The following is a 22,095-nucleotide window of genomic DNA, read 5'->3' as shown; positions in this document are numbered from 1 at the left end:
ATCTTCTGAGAAGCAATGTTGCAAGTCCTTTATTTGAACTGTAACAACATTGTCACCTTTATTATAATCGATCTATGGCACTCCTATCCTTTATAACCAAAAGTGCACAGATCTCATACAGGCTTTACGGTTTAGTCTCTTGAAGGTCGGATTATACGATCGCATCCTCTTTTTCCAGATAAGGTTCAGTGGAAGCTTCCTCTGTGCGTTTTCTATCCCGCTCCAAAATAGGCTTCAAATACTTCCCGGTATACGACTGCTCTGATTTCACAACCTGCTCCGGCGTCCCTTGAGCAATTATCGTCCCTCCGCGGTTACCTCCCTCCGGCCCCAGGTCAATAATATAGTCCGCCGTCTTGATGACATCGAGATTATGCTCGATGACAATGACCGATTCCCCGTTGTCCACCAATCGGTGAAGGACTTTGAGCAGACGGTCGATATCGTGGATATGAAGGCCAGTCGTAGGTTCGTCCAAGATATAGATGGATTTGCCGGTGTTCCTCCGGTACAGCTCCGCAGCCAGCTTCACCCGCTGGGCTTCTCCGCCCGACAAGGTTGTCGCAGGCTGGCCTAATTTCATATAGCCCAGTCCTACATCAAGCAAGGTTTGAATCTTGCGATGAATTCGGGGAATATTTCTGAAGAACTCGCAGGCATCCTCGATAGTCAATTCCAGAATCTCGGCAATATTCTTCCCCTTATATTTAATCTCCAGGGTTTCCCGGTTGTATCTCTTGCCTTTGCACACTTCACAAGGAACGTAAACATCCGGAAGGAAGTGCATTTCAATCTTGATTATCCCGTCTCCACGGCAGGCTTCACAGCGTCCTCCCTTGACGTTAAAGCTGAACCGCCCCTTCTTGTATCCACGAACCTTAGCTTCCGTTGTCGCGGCGAATACATCCCGAATATCGTCAAAGACACCGGTATATGTCGCCGGATTGGAACGGGGGGTCCGGCCAATCGGAGATTGGTCAATGTCGATGACCTTCTCGACGTGCTCAAGTCCCTTGATCTCTTTAAAATAACCTGGCCTTACTTTGGCGCCGTTTAAATCTCTGGCTAAGGCTTTATACAGAATTTCATTAATGAGAGTGCTCTTCCCGGAGCCGGAAACTCCTGTTATGCAGGTGAAAGTACCAAGCGGAACCTTTAAGTTAACGCTTCGCAGATTGTTCTCTTTAGCGCCTTTGACCTCGAGCCACTTGCCATTGGGCTTCCTGCGTTCCAGAGGTACCGGAATGAATCTGCGGCCGCTTAAATATTGGCCCGTCAGGGACTTCGCATCCTTCATCACTTCCTCAGGCGTTCCTTGAGCCACAACCTGTCCGCCATGAATACCCGCTCCCGGACCTATATCGATAATATAGTCGGCGGCCAGCATAGTATCCTCGTCATGCTCGACAACAATTAACGTATTTCCCAGATTCCGCATATGCTCCAGTGTCTTAATGAGGCGGTCGTTATCCCGTTGATGGAGACCGATGCTGGGCTCATCCAGAATATACAGCACCCCCATAAGACTGGACCCGATTTGGGTAGCCAGCCGGATCCGTTGGGCTTCTCCGCCGGACAAGGTTCCTGCCGACCGGCTTAATGTCAGGTAATCCAGCCCGACATTAACGAGAAAGCCCAACCGGGAATTGATTTCCTTCAGAATCAAGTTGGAGATCGTCTGTTCTTTCTCGCTTAATTTCAAATCGCTAAAAAACTGCTGCGCTTCACCGACCGAGAGTTGAGTCGCATAAGCTATATTCTTGCCGTTGATGGTTACCGCCAGAGACTCCGGCTTAAGGCGGTCCCCTTTACACTTGCTGCATGGCTTGGCGCTCATATAGGATTCTATATGCTCGCGGATTCCGTCGGATGCGGTTTCCCGATATCTTCTCTCCAGATTGTGTATAATCCCCTCGAAGGGAACCAGCGCTTCCTTCGACCTTCCAAACTCATTCTCATAGCGAAAACGAACTCTCTCTCCATTCGTGCCGTGGAGAATGATCTTCATCTGTTCATCGGTTAATTCGGATACCGGAACCTCTCTTGGTATATTAAAGTGCTCGCATACGGCGGCCAAAAATTGCGGGTAATAATTCGAAGTGCTCCCCGCCCATGCGGCAAACGCCCCATCCTCAATCGATTTCGAAGGATCGGGGACAAGCAGGTCCGGGTCTACGATCATTTGGTTGCCGAGACCGTCACATTCCGGACAAGCGCCGAACGGACTGTTGAAGGAGAACATGCGCGGAGCGAGCTCCTCCATGCTGAACCCGCATTCGGGGCAGGCCAGGTTCTGGCTGAACAGCAGCTCCTCCTGATCTATAATATCGACCAGCACTCGGCCATCCGCCAACTTAAGTGCCGTCTCCAACGAGTCAGCGAGGCGGGTTTCTACCCCCTCCTTGACGACAATGCGGTCGACCACCACTTCAATAGAATGCTTCTTGTTCTTCTCCAGCTCGATCTTCTCGGAGAGTTCCCTGATCTCTCCGTTTACACGAACACGGACGAATCCTTGCTTCTGAACATCCGAGAGCAGCTTTACATGCTCTCCCTTTCTCCCGGAAACGAGAGGGGCTAAGATTTGCAATCGGGTCCGTTCCGGATAGTCCATAATCCGGTCCACCATGTGCTCAATGGTTTGCGCCGTAATCTCAACCCCATGCACAGGGCAATGTGGACGGCCGATACGGGCAAACAACAGACGCAAATAGTCATAAATCTCCGTTACGGTCCCTACGGTAGAGCGAGGATTCCGGCTCGTCGTCTTCTGATCGATTGAAATCGCAGGAGATAGTCCGTCAATGGAATCGACATCCGGCTTATCCATTTGTCCGAGAAATTGTCTGGCGTAGGCGGACAGAGACTCGACATATCTTCTCTGTCCCTCCGCATAGATCGTGTCGAAGGCGAGAGAGGATTTGCCTGAGCCGCTTAACCCGGTCAGAACTACGAACCGATCTCTCGGAATGGTGACATCGATATTTTTTAAATTATGGGCTCGCGCCCCTTTAATGACGATATGATCACTTGCCATGTGAATCCTCCTCTTAAGGAATGCCCTCTCCACTATATCAAAACACATTGGCTATTTCTTTCACTAACCTCAGGCGGGTAAATCGTATCAGGATTGAGCCTTCAGTTCCAGAATGGCATCCCGCAGCTCTGCTGCCCGTTCGAACTGCAAACTCTTGGCGGCTTCCTTCATTTCCGCTTCCAGCCGCTCAATCAGTGCCGCGCGGTCCTTCTTCGACATCTTGTCGGCCCTTACCTCGGCCAGATAATCGGCTTTCTGCTCGGCTACCTTCGTTGCCTCAATCACTTCGCGGACCTTCTTCTGGATGGTCTGTGGAGTGATTCCGTGACGCTCATTATAGGCGATCTGAATCGCGCGGCGGCGTTCGGTCTCCTGGATTGCTTTAGTCATCGAGTCCGTATATTTATCCGCGTACATGATAACCTTGCCTTCCGAGTTCCGGGCAGCACGGCCGATCGTCTGGATCAGGGAACGCTCCGCACGCAGAAACCCTTCCTTGTCGGCATCCAGAATAGCAACCAGCGAGACCTCCGGCAAGTCAAGGCCTTCCCTCAGCAGATTAATACCTACCAGCACGTGGAATGTTCCGACCCGCAGATCCCGCAAGATCTGCATCCGCTCAAGCGTCTTGATGTCGGAGTGCAGATAGCGAACCTTAATCCCGATTTCCTTCAAATAATCAGTCAAATCCTCGGCCATTTTCTTGGTCAAGGTCGTTACGAGCACTCTCTCGTCCTTCCGAATTCTCTCCTGGATCTCTTCGATTAAATCGTCAATTTGACCCTCGGTTGGCCTTACCTCAATGATCGGGTCGAGCAATCCGGTAGGACGGATAATTTGCTCGATCATTTCCGGGCAGTGCTCGATCTCATAAGGACCCGGAGTCGCCGAAATGTACAGCGCCTGTTTAACCTTGCTCTCGAATTCCTCAAAACGGAGCGGGCGGTTGTCCAGCGCCGACGGCAGCCTAAAGCCGTGCTCCACCAGTACTTCCTTCCGGGCTCTGTCTCCGTTATACATTCCACGAATTTGCGGGAGGGTGACATGGGACTCATCGACTACCACCAGCATATCCTCCGGGAAATAATCAAACAGCGTATACGGCGTCGCTCCCCGCTCGCGGAACGTAAGCGGCCCGGAATAGTTCTCGATTCCCGAGCAGAAGCCCATCTCCTGCATCATTTCGATATCGTAGCGGGTTCTTTGTTCAAGTCTCTGCGCCTCGAGTAGCTTGCCTTGACTACGAAACTCGGCCAGCCGCTCCTCCAGCTCCCGTTCAATATCAACTAGCGCCCGCTTCATCGTATCCTCGTGCGTGACAAAGTGAGAAGCCGGGAAGATCGCGATATGTTCTCTCTCGCCGAGAATTTCGCCCGTAAGCACATCAATCTCGGTAATCCGTTCAATCTCGTCCCCGAAGAGCTCTACCCGCACCGCATGCTCGCTGCGCGAGGCCGGGAAAATCTCGACCACATCCCCGCGAACCCGGAAGGTGCCGCGGACAAAATTGATATCGTTGCGCTGATACTGGATATCCACCAGCCTGTGCAATATCTGATTTCTCGGCAGCTCCATTCCTACTCTTAAGGAAAGCAAAAGATCCCGGTACTCCATTGGAGAACCGAGTCCATAAATACACGACACGCTCGCCACGATAATGACGTCACGCCGTTCGAACAGCGCACTTGTAGCAGAGTGCCGAAGCTTATCAATTTCGTCGTTGATGCTCGAATCCTTCTCAATATAAGTATCGGAAGAGGGAATATAAGCCTCTGGTTGATAGTAATCGTAGTAGCTTACGAAATATTCTACGGCATTGTTCGGGAAGAATTCCTTGAATTCACTGCAAAGCTGTGCCGCTAAAGTCTTGTTATGGGCAATGACCAGAGTCGGCCGGTTCAACCGCGCAATAACCTGAGCCGCGGTAAACGTCTTACCGGTTCCGGTCGCTCCGAGCAGGGTCTGATGTCTTCTCCCGCTCTGAATGCTTTGCACAATCTTCTCAATGGCCTGCGGCTGGTCCCCCTGCGGCTGGAAGTCGGAGACCAGCTCAAATTTCTTATTGCTTAATATGAGATCGCTCATAAGAATCCTCCGTTAAATTCGGAATGCGATTTCCTCTAAACTTTTACACATTGGCGGTCGATAAAAAGGATAGAAAACGGCAACTGCCGTTTATCATGTGTTGAAATATAGGAATGTTTGTTCCTACTATTATACCTTGTTTGCAACCGAGTTGCAAATCAAGATTGGTTCCTTATCCTCCCAACTATTATAAGCTGAACTAGGAGTGGTATCTATCGTGGATTTGACAACAATTATTGGGCTAATTGTGGGCTTGTTTGCACTGATTATGGGTTATATATGGGATGGCGGTCATTTAAGCGCCTTGTTCGTTCCCAGTGCCTTATTAATAGTCGTTGGCGGAACCGTCGGCGCGGTCATCGTCAGCTTCCCCTGGTCCAAGCTCAAGGAACTGCCCAAGGCGATGGGGATGGCTTTTAAAGAACAGAAGCAAGAAGCAGGAGTCATTATCGACGACATTGTGGAGATGGCGACTATTGCTCGAAGAGAAGGTGTTCTTGCCCTGGAGCAAAGAGCTGTCGAATACCATGATCCATTCCTCAAAGACGGATTAATGATGGTTATCGATGGAACGGATCCGGAATTGACCCGCCAAATTCTGGAACTGGAGATGGATGCGCTCGAAGCCCGCCACGAAGGATACGCGAAAATATTCGAATCGGCCGGAGGATTCGCTCCGACAATGGGGATTGTCGGTACCGTTATGGGCCTTATTCACGTTCTCGGCAGCCTCAGCGATCCGGATTCCCTAGGTCCCGCGATTGCCGTTGCATTCGCCGCCACTCTATATGGGGTAGCCACGGCAAACGTTGCCTATCTGCCGATAGCCAACAAAATTAAAGTTCGCAGCAAAGAGCAGATTTCCACTATGGAGCTGATGCTGGAAGGCATCCTGGCACTACAGGCAGGTGAGAATCCTCAGTTAATTCGCAAAAAGCTGACCTCCTTCCTTCATCAAAAGAAAAACTCAAAAGCGGAAGTAGGTGGAGAATTTGGCGAGGAGAGGTAAGAAGCCGGAGGTTCCTGAAAATCATGAACGATGGTTGATCACATATGCGGACTTGATAACGCTGCTGCTCATTTTCTTTGTCATTATGTACGCTATGAGCAAGGTCGATGAAACCAAATATAACGATCTGGCACAAACTTTGCATCTGCAGTTCAGCAGCAAAGGGGACTCGGTTCTACAACAAGGATCCGGCGTCATCGGCGGAATGGATTCAGGCAAAGGAAAAGAAGGCAACCTTAAGGATTTCGAGGCTTTCCTGGAGGAAATGGATAAGCGGAAAGAGCAAGGCCTTCAGGACTTGATGAAGATTGTCAATGAATACATTGAAGAAGAACAGCTGCAAGACACCGTGTCCATAGGCGACACCCCAAGAGGCGTTGCCATTACCTTGAATGATTTGCTGCTATTTGATTTAGGTAAGGCTGATCTCAGGGAAAACGCCTATCCGATTCTCGAAAAGTTGGCCAGCTTGTTCCCGACCTTGAATACGAAAATAAGCATCGAAGGACATACCGACGACTTGCCGCTGGCGACCGGTGCTTATTATAAAGATAACTGGAGACTCAGCTCCGAAAGATCGCTGTCCGTACTGCGGTACTTCACGAATGAGGCCGGACTGCCGGAATCCATGTTTCTCTCTACCGCCTATGCGGATACCAAGCCTATCGTTCCTAATACATCCGATGAAAATAGACAAAGGAACCGGCGGGTGGAGATCATCGTACTCAGATAATATCGTTAATCGATTGAAAAGAAGCGGACAGGAAGACGCTGAAGTTACAATGTCTTCCTGTCCGCTTCATTATTTAATCCGCCCTCAAGAGGAGGCGGAGGAAGGATTGCTGCGAAGCCTGTTGTCTCTCTTGCGGAAATATGCAAAAATCGAAGCCGGCTTCTGTTCCACATAATATACGGCCTTATCATCCGGACAGAGAATCAGTCCTAACTGATGATGCTCTCCTGCGAACATAGCCCGGCTGACAAACTTGGAGTGCCCATCCAAATTGATAATTTCCAGCTTGCAGAAAGCTGGATTCAACTGCATCGCAAGATGAAGCCCTTCCTTCGTTATCACTTTCCGCTGATTTACTTTACGAATAATTTCTCCGGCCCGGATGCCTGATTCGGCTGCAGGACTGTTCGGTAGGACGGCCAATATTTTCAAGCCCCGGGTATCATGCACATAGAGCGGGTGGGCCGTTTCCTCCTGACTGTTGGAATAAGCAATCATCCCTTCATGCAGCAGCAAGGTCAGCAAGGAGGCCGCCAGGATCAGCGGCTCCCAATAGTAGCTTCCGATGGCAGCACAGAGAACAAGCACCGAGTAACCCAATAATAATGTCGAATCGAATCTCGCCTTCAGATAGGGAAGCTTGCTGATCGTGGACGACGTAAATCCAATCAGCGCGGGAAAAGCGACCATTCCCCAGCCGGCTGCTCCGCCCTCCACAAACCATGGATTCCACGGCAGATGGCTTATTCCCGTCTCGGAAGGAACTAACAGAAACAGGGGTACTGGCCAAAAGCCATGCAGATGGTATGCTCCTACCAGCTTTCCCCGTTTGCTCTCCATAAAGAGAGGCGTTGCCATCCGGCTGCCTTGCCACCGCACCAGCAACCCTTCCGTCAAATGCAGAATCGCGGCCAACGCTAGCAGCGATGGGATATTGACCGATAATGCGGTGGCAAATATCCAGCCTGCCCAAGGCCAGTCAACGGCGCTTGGGACGAACAGTGCCAGGGAATGAAGAAGACCTATGATCCCGACAGAATAGGCAATGCAAAAATAACGGACCCGCACCAGCATCAGCAGGAGCGATATCCCCCAAATCAGCAGCATTGCTTGGAGGGGTAGCGTCACTCCGAACAGGAGCATTAGAACCGATGCCATTATGCCCGCCAGCCACCCCCATAGCAGCGTCCGCCAAGTTTCGCCTATTAAGGAATGCAGGCGGGAATGAAATAGTTTGCGCTCCAACGAAATTTGCCGGCGGTATTGAAGGATAATAAAGGCGATTCCTATATAATACAGAGGATTCAGCAGAAGCTGAGCCACTGCACGGACAATCTGCTCTCCCCAATCAACCCAAGGATTCATTCCATTTCTCCTTAATAGAAAAGAATAAGAAGGCGGTGCAAACCGACCTTCTTCACAAATTCTACGTTTCTATTCAATTTCCTGCCGCTTCTCTAAAAGGTAGTCAATAAGTCTTCAGCATGTATTCAGTAAAAGAGCACTGCAGCGATGCTGCAACCTTTAATTACCGTTAGCCAGCTTTTCCCGCAAGTATTGAACAGCGGCCTTAAGCTGATTATCGTTGTTCGGATCGCGAATCGCCTCTATCACTTTACTTTCTAACAGGCCCATCATCTGTTCGTCCACTTCCCCGTTGACAACCAGGCTGTTATCCGTCTGGAAGGCTTTGACGGCATCCACCGTCTGCTGATCGAAATATCCGTCGTTACGGCTGACGGAATAGCCTAGGGCAGGAAGCATCGTCTGCAGTACTTTTACATCCTCATTAGCCATGTCATAGGTTAGCGTCACCTGTTTACTGAAAGGTCTGACCGTAAAGATTTCCGGCTGCTCAACCTTCATATCCGGCTCGATTCCGGTCTTGTTAATCCAGTTCCCGTCCGGAGTCAGCCATTTGGAGGTTGTCAATTTGATATTGCTGCCGTCCCCCATTTCCTTCTCAAAAGTGACCTGTACCGTTCCCTTGCCATAGGTCTTCTCGCCGATTAATTGGCTGCCGGCCGATTCCTTCAAAGCACCGGCCAGAATTTCCGAGGCGCTCGCACTTCCTTGGTTTGTAAGAACCGCGACCGGATACGCTTTGGCCGGGTTAGGATTCTTGGAGAGCGTCGGCTGCCGCTTCCCATTGCGGTCTTCGATTTGGACAATAGGCTTGCCTTTCTCGATAAACGGCTGAACGATATGAATCACCTGATCCAACAGACCTCCGGGATCATTCCGTACATCGATAATCAAGCCTTTCATTCCTTGGGCTTCCAGCTTGCTCAATTCCTCCTCAAATCTTTTACTTGTCTGGAAAGAGAATTGAGTAATTTCGATCTTGCCTATGGAATCCTCCAGCATCTCTGCGTAGACCGTCTCTATGGGGATGTCGTCGCGAACGATGACAATCTCCACCGGTTCCGAGGTACCGCTCCGCAAGACGGATAATTTTGCTTCGGTTCCTTTGGGCCCGCGGATCTTGGCTACGGCTTCATTCAAAGTCAGCCCATCCAGCGATTCTCCGTCTACACTTAATATGACGTCCTTGGCCCGCAAGCCGGATTTCTCTGCGGGAGAGCCTTTAATAGGCGAGACGATCGTCACCCTGCCGTTATCCAACGATACCTCTGCCCCGATGCCTTGAAAGGAAGAACTGATATGCTCCTCGAAATCCTTGGCTTCCTTGGTCGTCATATACGTAGAGAACGGATCCTCCAGGGAGGCAAGCATGCCTTGAATGGCACCGTCGATGATCTTATCATGATCGACTTGCTCCAAGTACCTCTGACGAATAATCTCATAAGCTTTCGTGACCTTGTCCAGATCCTTGCGGGTTACTTCTCCTTGCGGAGCTTCGACGGTTGCAAAGGAAGGACTCACTATCGTTAAAGTAAGAATGCTGCTGGCGAACATAGCCAGCACAATAAATGCCAAAACCGTACGGCCTTTAAAGACCATAAACCTTGCACCACCTTTGCTACCCTGACTTACCTGCTAGTATATGACAAGCACGTGCGGTTTATAATAGACAAGCTATTAATTTTCTACTCCACATACGGCCTTGGGTTAACAGGCTTCTCATCAATTCTGACCTCGAAATGAAGATGGTTGCCGGTAGAATCTCCCGTTGATCCTACTTCAGCAATCTTCTGTCCTCTTGTAACCGAGTCTCCCTCGCTAACTTTGATTCCGTTCTCCCGGATGTGACCGTACCAGGTCCACATTCCACCGCCGTGGTCGATCACAACCGTATTGCCATATCCTCTTACCCAGGAAGCGATCAAGACCACTCCATCGTCCGCAGCCACAATTGTAGTTCCGTTAGGGGCGGCGATATCCATGCCCGCATGCAGCTTTCTCTTCTTGGCAATGGGGTCTATCCGATAACCGAATTCGGAGGTAATGATCCCGCTGTCCGGAACCGGCCAGGCCAGCTGCCCGCCGGCTCGGCTTACATTGGATGTCTTCATCTTCGCTTCTTTAGCCTTTTGCTGCTGAATCAATTTATTTTTTTCATTGTACAGTTGGGCTTTCTCCTTGGCCAGAGCGACCAGACTCTGTTCCTGCTCCTCACTGATGCCCTCAGCTTCTGCCTCTTGGGCGGACAGACTGGCAATGGCCACTTCCTTCTGCTTCTCGCGTGCCAGCAGCTGCTGACGCACATCCTCCGCTTCAGCATACAATCTCTCGGCTTCCTGCAGCTGAATTTCGACCTCTATCTTTTTCTCCGCGATCAGGTCGCGGTCCTTTTTGTTAGCTTCCAGTAACCGCTTGTCATTACCGGATATCAGCTTCAACGTATTAAATCTTTCGATAAAATCCGAGAAACTGGTCGCGCTAAGTATAACATCAAGATAGGACACCGTACCGTTCATATACATGGCCCGAACTCTCGATTTCAACTGCTTGTCCCTTTCTTCTACCCGTTCCTCCGCATCTACTAGCTGTTGGGTCGTTTCATGAAGCGTAGCCGTTACCACATTAACCTGCTCATTCAGCTCGTTCAGCTTGGCTACCTGCCGCTCAATCTCTTCCTGAATCTCTTGCAGGGTAATGATTTCTACTCTTTTTTGCTCCTGTAGGGAAGCCTTAAGCTCTTCGGCTTCCTTCCGTTTCTTGGCCGCTTCCTGCTCCTGCTTCTGCAAATTCTCCAGCTTGCGGTTAATATCGTCCAAAGGACCGGCAAATCCTGTATAGGGCTGCACTACCAGGCATAAGGCCACGACTACGGCGGTGAGAGACAACGACAACTTTTTCAAAAGAAATACCTCCTACACTTTTAAATACTTGCGAACCGAAATCGTGCTGCCCCATATTCCGATAACTAATCCGATGGAAAGCAATAAAATGCCGACCGGATATATGACTTCCAGAAGCGGTTTGAAATGCACCATAAAAACGCTGATATCGGCCTGGGTCGACTTTAGAAGTTCAAAGTATCCGTAGGACAGGATACCGATCGGAATGATCGATCCTATCAATCCAAGCAGCGCCCCCTCTATGAAGAAAGGCCAATTGATAAAACTGTTGGTAGCTCCTACAAGCTTCATGATCTTAATTTCCCGGTTACGGGCCATGATGGTCAGCTTGATCGTATTGGATATCAGGAACATCGCCGTCAACGCTAGGCAAACGACCAACACCAACCCAACGTTGCGAATAATGGAGGTTACTTTAAACAGAGTATCGACGGTCCCCTTACCATAATTAACGCTGACGATCGGAGCCGGGTCCTTCCCTGTATTCAAGGCTTCAATCTTCTGAGCCACCATTCCTACTTGGCTCGGTTCCTTGACTTCTACCGTGAAGGAATCATTCAATGGATTGTTCTCGCCATCCAGCCCTTCCAGATAGGCTTCACCGGATTCCCCCATCTTTTCCCGCAGAATCTCTAAACCTTCTTCTTTGGAAACAAAAGTGTTCTTCTCTACTTCGGGCATGCCGGTAATGCCGGCTTCAATCGCTTCTATTTCCTCCTGCGGCGTTTCCAGCTCCAGGAAGACCTTGATTTCCACCTGCTTCTCTATTTGTTCCGTCAAATAATTGACATTCAATGATAAAATCAGGAACAACCCTAGTATAAATAGCGATATAGATATCGAACTGATCGAAGCGAACGTCATCCACCCATTGCGGATAATGTTCTTGCCACCCTCTCTGAAGTGCCGGCCAAGTGTACTAATCGTCATAGCCGTAATCTCCTCTCGCTTGGTCGCGGGCAATCTGGCCGTGTTCGATAGCAATTACTCTCTTTCGGATGGTATTAACAATTTCTTTGTTATGCGTAGCCATGATGATCGTCGTTCCCCGGTAATTGATTTCCTCCAGCAAGTTCATAATTCCCCATGAGGTCTCAGGATCCAGATTTCCCGTAGGCTCGTCCGCTATAATGACAGCCGGATTGTTGACAATCGCCCGGGCTATAGCAATTCTCTGCTGCTCCCCGCCGGACAGCTGCGTCGGGAAAGAGGCCGCTTTGTCCTTCAGCTTGACCAGTTCCAGTACTTCCATCGTTCTTTTCTTGATTAACTTCTTGGGAGCTTCGATAGCTTCCATGGCAAAGGCAATATTCTCATAGACCGTTAACTTGGGCAGAAGCCGGAAGTCCTGGAAAATCACTCCGATATTGCGCCGGACATAAGGAATCTTACGCGGCTTCAGCTTCTCCAGATTAAAGCCGTTAACAAAAATTTGACCTTTGGTAGGCCGCTCTTCCCTATATATCATTTTCATAAAAGTAGATTTCCCCGCTCCGGAGGGGCCTACAACATAAACAAATTCATTAGCATTAACCTTAAGATTTATGCCCCTTATCGCATGTGTCCCGTCCGGATAAGTCTTCCAGACGTCCTGCATTTCAATCATGCTATCACATCCTGTTTGTAGTAACCTTCTTAAACTTCGACATAAATCTTTAAATTCCTTTAGATTGGTATCAAAAACGTAACAAATCCCCGTTATTTTCACCAAATTAACAGTTTATCCCGACATGTGACGAATAACGCCGAATGAAGAAGGAGGCGAAATATCTCGTCCATTCTCTTCATACAATTGAAGAAAGGTTGTTGCATCATCTAAGGAGGTCATTCTCATGCCATGGTCAAGGAGGAGCCTATTAATCATTGTTTCGGCATTATCGGCTCTACTTTTAATTTTTTTGGCGCTTATAGGCTATGCCTCTCAGAACCGATTTCCCAGGGGAATGAGTCTGCACGGCTGGTCCATTGCCGGAGCCCCCTATTATTCAACCGTCGCCAAGCTGGAACAAGCGGCCCGGGAGTTCTCCCAAACCAAGATCGCTTTGACATCGGACCGCCCGGAGGCCCCTCCGAATACGTTAACTATGGAGCAGCTTGGAATCAGAATCGATATGGATCCCTTCTTCACTGTCCTGCAGCAGCTTCGCTCTGGAAACCGTTTCGAACAAGTAAGGAACCGCTGGAGACTTTCCGGGTCATCCTTAAAGCTTACCTTATTTTTTAATGACAATGCAATGCACAATATGTTGAAATCTGTATGGTCGGATATGTACAGCCAAACTCCCCAGAATGCCCGAAGAATGATTACGGAGGATGACCGGATTGAAATCATACCCGAGCAAACGGCATACCGTATAGATGAACAGGAGCTTAAGCGCAGAATTATGGAATGGTTTGATAAAGAGTGGAATGGCCTAAACGGCGAGATCGCCCAGGCTTCCATCCATCTGCCCCTGCTTGCCGAGAACCCGCAAGTGACGGCTGCAGATCTGAATGCCCAAGGCATTGACCGCAAGTTTAGTGAATTTACCACAGTATTCATGACTAATGAGGAAGGCCGAATGCACAATATTCAATCCGCCGCCCGCATAATGGATAACATGCTGCTGGGTCCGCAGGAGGTCTTCGACTACGGCCAAATCGTCCATAGGGCTGAAACGGAATTCGGCTTTAAGGAAGCCCCCGTTATTGTGAACGGGCAGCTTGTAACCGGAATCGGCGGCGGGATTTGCCAGGTGTCCAGCACGTTGTATAATGCCGCCCTGCGTGGCGGCCTGGAAATTGTGGAAAGAAGGAATCATACCCTTCCCGTCAGCTATGTCGAATTGGGTCAGGACGCCACTTATGCGGACGGATATATTAATTTCAAGTTCCGCAACAATACCGGCCATCATTTGCTGATTAAGACAACCTTGATCGAAAACCGGCTGACCATCAAATTGTTCGGTCATACTCCAAGTCATATTACTTACGATGTAGAATCGGTTATAGTGAAAGAAGTGGAGCCTTCGGTGAAATACGTGTATAATCCCGGCCTGACCAGAGAGCAGCAGATTCAAAAAGGCAAGCCCGGCTATATTGTCGAAACTTATCGGCATAAGATTGAAAATGGGCAACGGACGGATTCCCAACTCATTTCCAAAGACACCTATGCCGCCCAGCCAACTCTCATCGCTACTCCTCATGACGCCAAAGCCGAGAACCCTTCCCAGCCGGCACCCATGGTAGAAGACGGGATAAGGGGACGCTGATATCCAGGAAGGCAAAGCTGGCCCTGGTCCAATTACATTGGACCAGGGTCTTTTATTTATGACAAGTCATATGACTTCGGTGACTTGGCAGCGCTATCTTCTTCTAGTAATCTAAGTTTACGGAAATGGAACAAAGAGGTGAGCAACCGATGTCCAAGGAAGATTTCTTCCGAGACCTTGAATATAAGCTGAAGGGCTTGCCGGAACAGGAACGGCGACAAATTCTGCAAGTGTATGAAGACCTGTTTCGGACGGCCGCCGAGAATGGCAAGGATGAACGCGAGGTAACCGCTTATCTGGGATTCGCTTCGGATCATCCCCCCCATGACCATCTAGCTGTTTATCCGCATCCAGCTATCGATAGCTCGCACCAAGGGATTCGGCCGTTGATAGCCAGCGTAGCTCTCGGATTATTTAATCTGATTATTGTTCTGCCGCCGTTTCTGGCCATTAGCGCATTACTGTTAGCCTTCTGCATCATGACGTTCGTCCTGCTGGCTCTGCCGCTGTTCATTTGGTGGTTCCCCTATGGGGATATTCTTTTTATTCACAAGCTGTTCTTAACTATGGCCGTGTTCGGTCTGGGCATGCTTACGGGCATCGCGTCATGGTATTCCGTCAAGTGGTACTTCATTGCCGTACGGAAATATATCCAAATTAACGTTAATCTGATAAAGGGGGAATAAGTCTTGAAACGTAAAGCAGTCGCCTTTCTCGCCCTCTTTTCATTTGCATGCTTCCTGATTGGTTCCATCGGCTTTGCCGCTACCTATGTCTGGAAGCGGGGAGCAAGCACCCATGCCATTAGTACGGAATTTGGCCAGTCCCGGGATTCGGCTGATGGCTGGAAACCGTTAACGTCCGAGAGCTCCGAGGAGGAGCAGACGTTCGATTCGTCTGACATTTCCCGCTTTTCCCTAAGGACCGATTTGGCCAAGCTTCAGTTTGTTACCAGCCCGTCCGATACGATTACTGTCCGTTTGACCAGCCAGTCTTCCGATAAATATAAGCCTGAAATCAAAGCTGAGCAGCGGGGTGATCATTTAAGCGTAGAGGTCCTCCATCCCGAACAGACAGGGTTTGGCCTCGATCGGATTCAGGATTTGCTTCAGAACAATAATAATCAGTCTCTGACGATGACCGTGGAGGTAGCGCTGCCTGATAAAGTTTTCTCCGAAGTCAGACTGCAGTCCGATATGGGGAGTATTGCTTTGGGAGGAATGAAAGCTGATAAGCTTCATATCCGAAGCGATGCAGGCTCCGTTCACCTGAATGATTATGTTGGAAAGAAGTTGGAGGTTAATACCAATATAGGCAGCATTCAGTTAAAGGAAATTGATGCGGAGATTAACGTCAGCAGCGATATAGGGAGTATCTCCGTTGAACAGTCCTCCATTCTCCATCCGTTGAACATCAAGAACGAAATTGGCAAGGTCGAGTTAATCGTCAGCGAAGTGGCGCCTATGACGATGGAGCTTACAACCAGTATGGGCAGTATCCATACCAACCTCCCGGGGATGACAGAGGAAGAACGCCGCCGCACCTACTGGAAAGGATCCTACGGGAATAACGGTCCATCGGTGAAAATAAATACGGAGATCGGCAGTATAAGCGTTCTATCCAAGTAATGGAATCTTGCGCGCCGTTCGAATACTTACCTAACAAGCCCCCTTGCTGTTCACGCAGGGGGGCTTGTTTATGGATGGTTGCTTGCTATTTATCCAGATGGGTCTGAACCCATTCTTCCGTCTTCCCGACGGCTTCCTCCGCCCGGCCAATCGCTTGCGCTACTTGCTCGGAGGCTGTTCCTCCGTAGACGTTGCGGGCATTGACCACCTGTTCCGGCTGCAGCACCTGATAAATATTGTCGTCGAACAGCTCGGAAAACTGCTTGAACTCGTCCAAAGTCAGGTCAAGCAAATATTTTTTGTTCTGAATGCAGTAAAGCACTGTCTTCCCGATAATTTCATGGGCTTGACGGAATGGAATCCCTTTATTCACCAGGTAATCGGCAATATCGGTCGCATTGGAGAAATCCTGATTGACTGCTTGTCTCATTCGGTCCCGGTTTACCTTCATGGTCGAAACCATAGGGGCGAATAATTGCAAGGCCCCCTGCAGCGTCTTGACGGTATCGAACATTCCTTCCTTGTCTTCCTGCATGTCCTTGTTGTAGGCCAACGGAAGTGCCTTGAGGACCGTCAGCAAGCCGACAAGATTGCCGTAGACCCGTCCGGTTTTGCCCCTTACCAATTCGGCCACGTCCGGATTCTTCTTCTGCGGCATGATGCTGCTGCCGGTGCAGAAGGCATCGTCCAGCTCGATAAAAGCAAACTCGGTGCTGGACCACATCACCATCTCCTCGCAGAGACGGGACAAATGCATCATTATCATAGAAGCATTGGACAGAAATTCGATAATGAAATCCCGGTCGCTAACCGCATCCAGACTGTTTTCATATACGCGGTCAAAGCCAAGCTGTTCGGCCACGAAATGGCGGTCGATCGGGAAAGTCGTACCGGCTAATGCTCCTGCCCCGAGCGGGAGAACATTAATCCGTTTGTAGCTGTCCTGGAGCCGTTCGATATCCCGTTGAAACATGGAGACATAAGCCATCAGATGATGGGCGAACAGGATCGGCTGGGCCCTTTGCAAATGGGTATAGCCCGGAATGATTGTGTCCAGGTTGGCCTTGGCCTGTTCCAATAAGGCTAATTGAAGCTTATGCAGCATGCCGACAAATTCCACTACTCTTCTGCGCAGGTACAGATGCATATCCGTAGCTACCTGATCGTTCCGGCTGCGGCCTGTATGCAGCTTGCCTCCTACAGGACCGATTTCCTCGATCAAGGCCTTCTCAATGTTCATATGGATATCTTCGTCACTCACCGAAAATTCCATCTCACCGCGCTGAATCCGCTCCTGAACCTTGAGCAGTCCTTCCTTGATCCGCTCGGCATCGGCCACCGGAACGATGCCGCACTTGGCCAGCATGGCAATATGGGCAAGGCTGCCTTGAATGTCTTCTTCCGCAAGCTCTTTATCAAATAGAATCGAAGCGGTATACTCTTCGACGAGCTGATCCGTTTTTTTGGTGAACCGGCCACCCCATAATTTTGACACTGTACTTCCCCTTTCCATCAACAAGCGAGCCGCACCAGGCGGCCCGCTGTTTTCCTATTTCTGCTTGCTCTGCTCGACACCCGAACCTACCTTCAAACGCAGTGCGTTCAGGTGAATAAATCCGGTGGCATCCGACTGATTGTAGGCTTGGGTCGGATCCGCCTCCATCGTTGCAATATCCGGATTGTACAGGCTCACCGGGCTCTTCACTCCAGCGGCAATGATGTTGCCTTTATACAGCTTGATGCGCACGGTACCCGTTACATTCTTCTGGCTTTCCGTCACCAATGCCTGAAGCGCAAGCCGCTCCGGAGCAAACCAGAATCCGTTATAGACCAAAGTGCTGTACTTGGAAATCAAGGAATCACGCAGATGCATAACGTCCCGGTCCATTGTCAGAGACTCCATTTTGCGGTGGGCATGGAATAAGATCGTTCCGCCCGGGGTCTCGTAAACGCCGCGGCTTTTCATGCCGACGAACCGGTTCTCGACCATATCGACGCGGCCAATTCCATGCTTGCCGCCAAGCTCGTTCAAGGTATCCATAACTTCAAGCGGAGTCATTTTCTTCCCGTTTAGAGCGACGCAGTTCCCCTGTTCAAACTCCAGCTCCAGGTATTCCGGGGTGTCGGGAGCGTCCTCCGGAGATACGCTTAATACGTACATATCTTTGCAAGAATCGGCGCTTGCGTCAAACCAAGGGTCTTCCAGCATGCCGCTCTCAAAGCTGATATGAAGCAAATTGCGGTCCGTTGAATAAGGCTTGGAAGCCGTCGCCTGCACCGGAATGCCGTGCTTCTCCGCATACGCGATCATTTCGGCGCGTCCCGGGAATTGCTCACGGAACGACTCAAGACGCCACGGAGCGATCACGGAAATTTCAGGAGCCAACGCCGCGGCTGCCAGCTCGAAGCGGACCTGGTCATTCCCCTTGCCCGTAGCACCATGAGCGATAGCCGTCGCTCCTTCCGCTCTGGCGATCTCCACCATCCGCTTGGCGATAAGGGGGCGTGCGATGCTGGTGCCCAGCAAATACTGACCTTCGTACAAAGCACCTGCCTGAAACATCGGGAAGATAAAGTCACGGGCAAACTCGTCGCGCAAATCATCGATATACACTTTCGATGCCCCGGTCCGCAGTGCTTTTTCCTCCAGTCCGTCCAACTCGTCCTTCTGTCCGATATCCGCCGTGAACGCGATAATCTCCGCATCATAGGTTTCCTTCAACCATGCCAGAATTACAGAAGTATCCAATCCGCCGGAATAGGCGAGAACAATTTTATCTTTTGCCATGACTATTTCACCCTTCTCTATACTTGTTCGCATGGTGCCTAAGCTTCGCTGCCTTAAGCACATGGGTCCGTGAGCTACATAATGGCGGCCATAATTGCCTTCTGCGCATGCAGCCGGTTTTCCGCCTGATCGAATACGATGGAATGATTTCCGTCTATGATGCCTTCGCTAACCTCTTCGCCACGATGGGCTGGCAGGCAATGCATGAATAAGTAATCCGGCTTCGCGTACTTAACCAGTTCCTCATTAACCTGATATTGGCTGAAAGCGGCGACTCGTTGAGCCTGCTCCTCTTCTTGCCCCATGCTCGCCCATACATCTGTATATATGATGTCCGCATCCGCTACCGCTTCTTTCGGATCGGTCACAATTTCCAGCTTGGAGCCGGTTTGCGCAGCGATTTCCCTAGAGACATCAACCATTTCGCGATCGGGTCCATAGCCTTCCGGAGAAGCCACAGAGACGTCCAGTCCCAGTTTACAGCCTCCCACCATCAGAGAGTGGGCCATATTGTTGCCATCGCCGATATAAGCCAGCTTAAGCCCCTGAAGCTTGCCCTTCTTCTCGAAGATGGTCTGGTAGTCAGCCAGCGCCTGGCAAGGATGGGACAGATCGGACAAACCGTTAATAACCGGGATGGTAGCCCCTCTAGCCAACTCAATAACAGTCCGGTGTGCAAACGTGCGGAACATAATGCCGTCCAGATAACGGGACAGGGTCTGAGCCGTGTCCCAGATTGTTTCCCCGCGGCCGATCTGCAAATCATTGCGGCTCAGGAATAGTGCGTGCCCGCCAAGCTGGTACATCCCCACCTCGAACGATACCCGCGTACGGGTCGAGGATTTTTCGAAGATCATGCCCAAAGTTTTTCCTTTGAGCGGCTGATAAACTTCTCCCTCTTTATTTTTCCGTTTCAGCTCTACGGCCAAGTCGATCAAGTATTGGATTTCTTCTGTGGTGTAATCGGCTAACCCGAGAAAGTCTCTTCCCTTCAAATTCAGCCCATTTTCGGATGATGTTAAATTTGTCATGTCATCGCTCCTTTCAAGTTGATTCCTTCAAAATAGTTTCGGCAGTTCAAAAGAAATTGTTCATGCCGATCTATTGACAGCGCCTCAAAGCACAAATAATTATTTAGTAATCGTTTCTCACTCTTTAACGGCGAGCGAATAGCCGGCCATCACCTTGCTGATGACGGCAATGCCTTCATCGAGCTCTTCCTTCGTAACCAGCAGGCTCGGAAGCAGACGAATAACATTGGGGCCCGCCGATACTACCAGTACCCCTTGCTCATGAATCTTCGCCAAGATGTCGGCTACCGGCTCGTGACATTCGATACCGATCAACAGCCCGAGACCGCGGACTTCCTTAACCAAAGGATGACCGTTCAACTCTTCCCTCAGCCGGTTCATGGCGTATTGTCCCATTTCCGCTGCCCGCTCGGACAGCTTGCCTTCCAGAAGCGTCTCTACGGTAGCTATCCCTGCGGCCGTAGCTATAGGCGTTCCTCCGAAGGTAGATCCGTGGCTTCCTGCGCCGAAGGCCTCCTTCAGCTTCTCCTTGCCGAGCATGGCCCCTATTGGGAAGCCGCTGCCCAGAGCCTTCGCTAAGGTAAAGATATCCGGTTCAATTCCGTAATGCTCATGGGCGAACCATTTCCCTGTGCGGCCCATTCCGGTTTGGATCTCATCAACGATGAGCAGCAGGTTGTGCTCCTTGCACAATCTGGCCACTTCTTGAACAAATTCGGGCTCCGCTATCCGTACCCCGCCCTCAGCCTGAACCATCTCCAGCATGATAGCACACGTCTTGTCGGTAATGTAACCGGATAGCGCAGATGCATCGTTAAACGGTGCATAAACAAAGCCTTGAGGAAGAGGCTGGAACCCCTCCTGCACTTTCTCCTGACCGGTTGCGGTCAAGGTAGCCAAGGTCCGGCCATGAAAGGACTGTCTGAAGGTGATGATCTCGTACCGTCCGGTTCCGAGCACCTTCTGATGATATCTGCGCGCCAGCTTGATCGCCGCTTCATTAGCTTCCGCTCCGCTGTTGCAGAAGAAGACGGCATCCGCACAGCTTACATCTGTCAGCAGCTTAGCGAGCTTCTCCTGATTAGGAATATGAAATAAATTACTGACATGCCATAAGTCATCCAACTGCGCTACAAGCTTCTCCTTCACTTGGGCGGGAGAATGCCCCAGGCTGGTGACGGCTAGACCGCTCATCAAATCCAAATAACATTTGCCCGTATCATCCCAAAGCCGGCTGCCCTCTCCCCTAACCAAGGTTATCGGATACCGGGTATAGGTTGGAAATAAAGAGCTCTTATTGCTTGCTTCCCCCATCGTTTGTTCCCTCCCGTCTAAAAATGCATATATTATGTTCATCCAGAACTTAGTCTGGATTTCCCATTTTTAGTTAAATAACGATCATGCTTCCTTAACAATCCTCGTGCCGATAGCTTCGCCTTGTATGACTTTGCTCAGCACTTCCGGCACCGTGCCGTCGACAATGACGACTTCCCGTACCTGCCCCTGTATGCACTGCACAGCCGCCCGAACCTTCGGAATCATTCCGCCGTAGATTTCCCCGCTCTCGATCATTTGATCGATTTCCTGCACGGTTACAGATGGCAGAACCTTCTTTTCCCCGTCAACGGTTTTCATAACCCCCGGCACGTCGGTAACGACGATCATACGCTCCACTCCGACTCGGGAAGCGACCGCCCCTGCAGCCGTATCCGCATTAATATTAAACCGCTGGCTTCCATCCTCGCCGATTCCTATCGGAGCAATGACCGGAATATACCCCATGGAGACAATCCCCTGGATCAGTTCAGCATTGACGGCCGTAACGTCCCCGACCCAGCCGACCTCTTCCGTGTTATCCACCGGTTTGGCTTGAATCAGTTGGCCATCGACTCCGGACAAACCAAGGGCTTTAGCCCCCGATTCTTGGATTTTACGTACAATTTCTTTATTAATCCGTCCGGCAAGCACCATCTCAACGACATCCAGCACCTCTTCGCTTGTTTTGCGCAGACCGTTAACGAACACGGATTCAATGCCCAATTGCTCAAGTGTGCTGGAAATAGCCGGTCCGCCGCCGTGTACGATGACCGGGATAGCTCCTTCCTGCTGCAGCTTCCTCATGTCGTCAAAGAAAGAAGACGGAAGAGCCGCCAGAGTGCTGCCTCCGCATTTAATAACAAAACAATGGTAACTCATAACTCCACCTGCTTTCCTCACGCTGCTATCAACACAAGTTATGTCGTAGCGTTATTCTGAATCCTTCATCCT

General features: G+C 50.3%; 17 protein-coding genes. 5 read left to right on the top strand and 12 right to left on the bottom strand.

Going from position 1 to position 22,095, the window contains the following annotated elements; genetic code table 11:
• Positions 1–151: 151 nt before the first annotated feature.
• Both uvrA and uvrB read right to left on the bottom strand, forming a co-directional pair.
• Complete coding sequence (uvrA, locus tag ACTHRH_RS06210) at positions 152–3,037, bottom strand: excinuclease ABC subunit UvrA (protein ID WP_440414600.1); 2,886 nt, start codon at positions 3,035–3,037, stop codon at positions 152–154.
• Between the two features lie 87 nt (positions 3,038–3,124).
• Positions 3,125–5,122 (bottom strand): excinuclease ABC subunit UvrB, encoded by a 1,998-nt coding sequence (uvrB, locus tag ACTHRH_RS06205; protein ID WP_144934217.1) that lies wholly within the window; start codon positions 5,120–5,122, stop codon positions 3,125–3,127.
• Positions 5,123–5,339: 217 nt separating this feature from the next.
• On the opposite strand from uvrB, the gene ACTHRH_RS06200 reads away from it, so the two are divergent.
• Both ACTHRH_RS06200 and ACTHRH_RS06195 read left to right on the top strand, forming a co-directional pair.
• Positions 5,340–6,131 carry a flagellar motor protein gene (locus ACTHRH_RS06200; protein WP_144934219.1) on the top strand — a complete coding sequence of 264 codons (792 nt, stop codon included), beginning with the start codon at positions 5,340–5,342 and terminating at the stop codon, positions 6,129–6,131.
• A complete protein-coding gene (locus tag ACTHRH_RS06195) occupies positions 6,115–6,864 on the top strand; it encodes an OmpA/MotB family protein (RefSeq protein WP_144934221.1) in 750 nt (249 codons plus the stop codon). The genes ACTHRH_RS06200 and ACTHRH_RS06195 overlap by 17 nt, the downstream gene beginning before the upstream one ends.
• A gap of 84 nt (positions 6,865–6,948) precedes the next feature.
• On the opposite strand, the gene ACTHRH_RS06190 is transcribed toward ACTHRH_RS06195, so the two are convergent.
• The 5 genes from ACTHRH_RS06190 to ftsE all read right to left on the bottom strand — a co-directional run bounded on the left by ACTHRH_RS06190 (position 6,949) and on the right by ftsE (position 12,735).
• Positions 6,949–8,229, bottom strand: coding sequence for a PDZ domain-containing protein (locus ACTHRH_RS06190; RefSeq protein WP_440414597.1), 1,281 nt, complete (start codon positions 8,227–8,229; stop codon positions 6,949–6,951).
• A gap of 159 nt (positions 8,230–8,388) precedes the next feature.
• A complete protein-coding gene (locus tag ACTHRH_RS06185; protein WP_440414595.1) occupies positions 8,389–9,828 on the bottom strand; it encodes a S41 family peptidase in 1,440 nt (479 codons plus the stop codon).
• An 86-nt stretch (positions 9,829–9,914) separates the two neighbouring features.
• The gene (locus ACTHRH_RS06180; protein ID WP_150959406.1) at positions 9,915–11,129 is read right to left on the bottom strand and encodes a murein hydrolase activator EnvC family protein; all 1,215 of its coding nucleotides are present in this window, start codon (positions 11,127–11,129) and stop codon (positions 9,915–9,917) included.
• Between the two features lie 12 nt (positions 11,130–11,141).
• Complete coding sequence (gene ftsX, locus ACTHRH_RS06175) at positions 11,142–12,059, bottom strand: permease-like cell division protein FtsX (RefSeq protein ID WP_379289203.1); 918 nt, start codon at positions 12,057–12,059, stop codon at positions 11,142–11,144.
• Entirely contained in the window at positions 12,049–12,735 is a 687-nt protein-coding gene (ftsE, locus tag ACTHRH_RS06170; RefSeq protein ID WP_144934231.1) for a cell division ATP-binding protein FtsE, read from the bottom strand. The genes ftsX and ftsE overlap by 11 nt, the downstream gene beginning before the upstream one ends.
• 226 nt (positions 12,736–12,961) lie before the next feature.
• Between ftsE and ACTHRH_RS06165 the strand changes: the two genes are divergently transcribed.
• From ACTHRH_RS06165 to ACTHRH_RS06155, 3 genes are all read left to right on the top strand, one after another.
• Entirely contained in the window at positions 12,962–14,380 is a 1,419-nt protein-coding gene (locus ACTHRH_RS06165; protein ID WP_440414591.1) for a VanW family protein, read from the top strand.
• 149 nt (positions 14,381–14,529) lie between these two features.
• On the top strand, positions 14,530–15,066 hold the full coding sequence (locus tag ACTHRH_RS06160; protein ID WP_186328264.1) for an HAAS signaling domain-containing protein: 537 nt from the start codon (positions 14,530–14,532) through the stop codon (positions 15,064–15,066).
• A gap of 3 nt (positions 15,067–15,069) precedes the next feature.
• Positions 15,070–16,008 (top strand): DUF4097 family beta strand repeat-containing protein, encoded by a 939-nt coding sequence (locus ACTHRH_RS06155; RefSeq protein WP_440414589.1) that lies wholly within the window; start codon positions 15,070–15,072, stop codon positions 16,006–16,008.
• An 85-nt stretch (positions 16,009–16,093) separates the two neighbouring features.
• On the opposite strand, the gene argH is transcribed toward ACTHRH_RS06155, so the two are convergent.
• The 5 genes from argH to argB form a co-directional block, all read right to left on the bottom strand.
• Positions 16,094–17,503, bottom strand: coding sequence for an argininosuccinate lyase (argH, locus tag ACTHRH_RS06150; protein ID WP_440414587.1), 1,410 nt, complete (start codon positions 17,501–17,503; stop codon positions 16,094–16,096).
• 54 nt (positions 17,504–17,557) lie between these two features.
• On the bottom strand, positions 17,558–18,796 hold the full coding sequence (locus ACTHRH_RS06145) for an argininosuccinate synthase (RefSeq protein ID WP_440414585.1): 1,239 nt from the start codon (positions 18,794–18,796) through the stop codon (positions 17,558–17,560).
• 74 nt (positions 18,797–18,870) lie between these two features.
• Entirely contained in the window at positions 18,871–19,827 is a 957-nt protein-coding gene (argF, locus tag ACTHRH_RS06140) for an ornithine carbamoyltransferase (protein ID WP_144934243.1), read from the bottom strand.
• Between the two features lie 117 nt (positions 19,828–19,944).
• Positions 19,945–21,141: an acetylornithine transaminase gene (locus ACTHRH_RS06135; RefSeq protein WP_440414582.1), complete on the bottom strand. Its 1,197-nt coding sequence runs from the start codon at positions 21,139–21,141 to the stop codon at positions 19,945–19,947.
• A gap of 84 nt (positions 21,142–21,225) precedes the next feature.
• Positions 21,226–22,023 carry an acetylglutamate kinase gene (gene argB / locus ACTHRH_RS06130; RefSeq protein ID WP_144934247.1) on the bottom strand — a complete coding sequence of 266 codons (798 nt, stop codon included), beginning with the start codon at positions 22,021–22,023 and terminating at the stop codon, positions 21,226–21,228.
• Between the last annotated feature and the right edge of the window lie 72 nt (positions 22,024–22,095).

It is taken from the genome of Paenibacillus sp. SAFN-117, from assembly GCF_051966115.1.
Lineage (GTDB): Bacteria > Bacillota > Bacilli > Paenibacillales > NBRC-103111 > Paenibacillus_L > Paenibacillus_L residui.
This window is presented reverse-complemented; position numbering and strand designations above follow the sequence as displayed.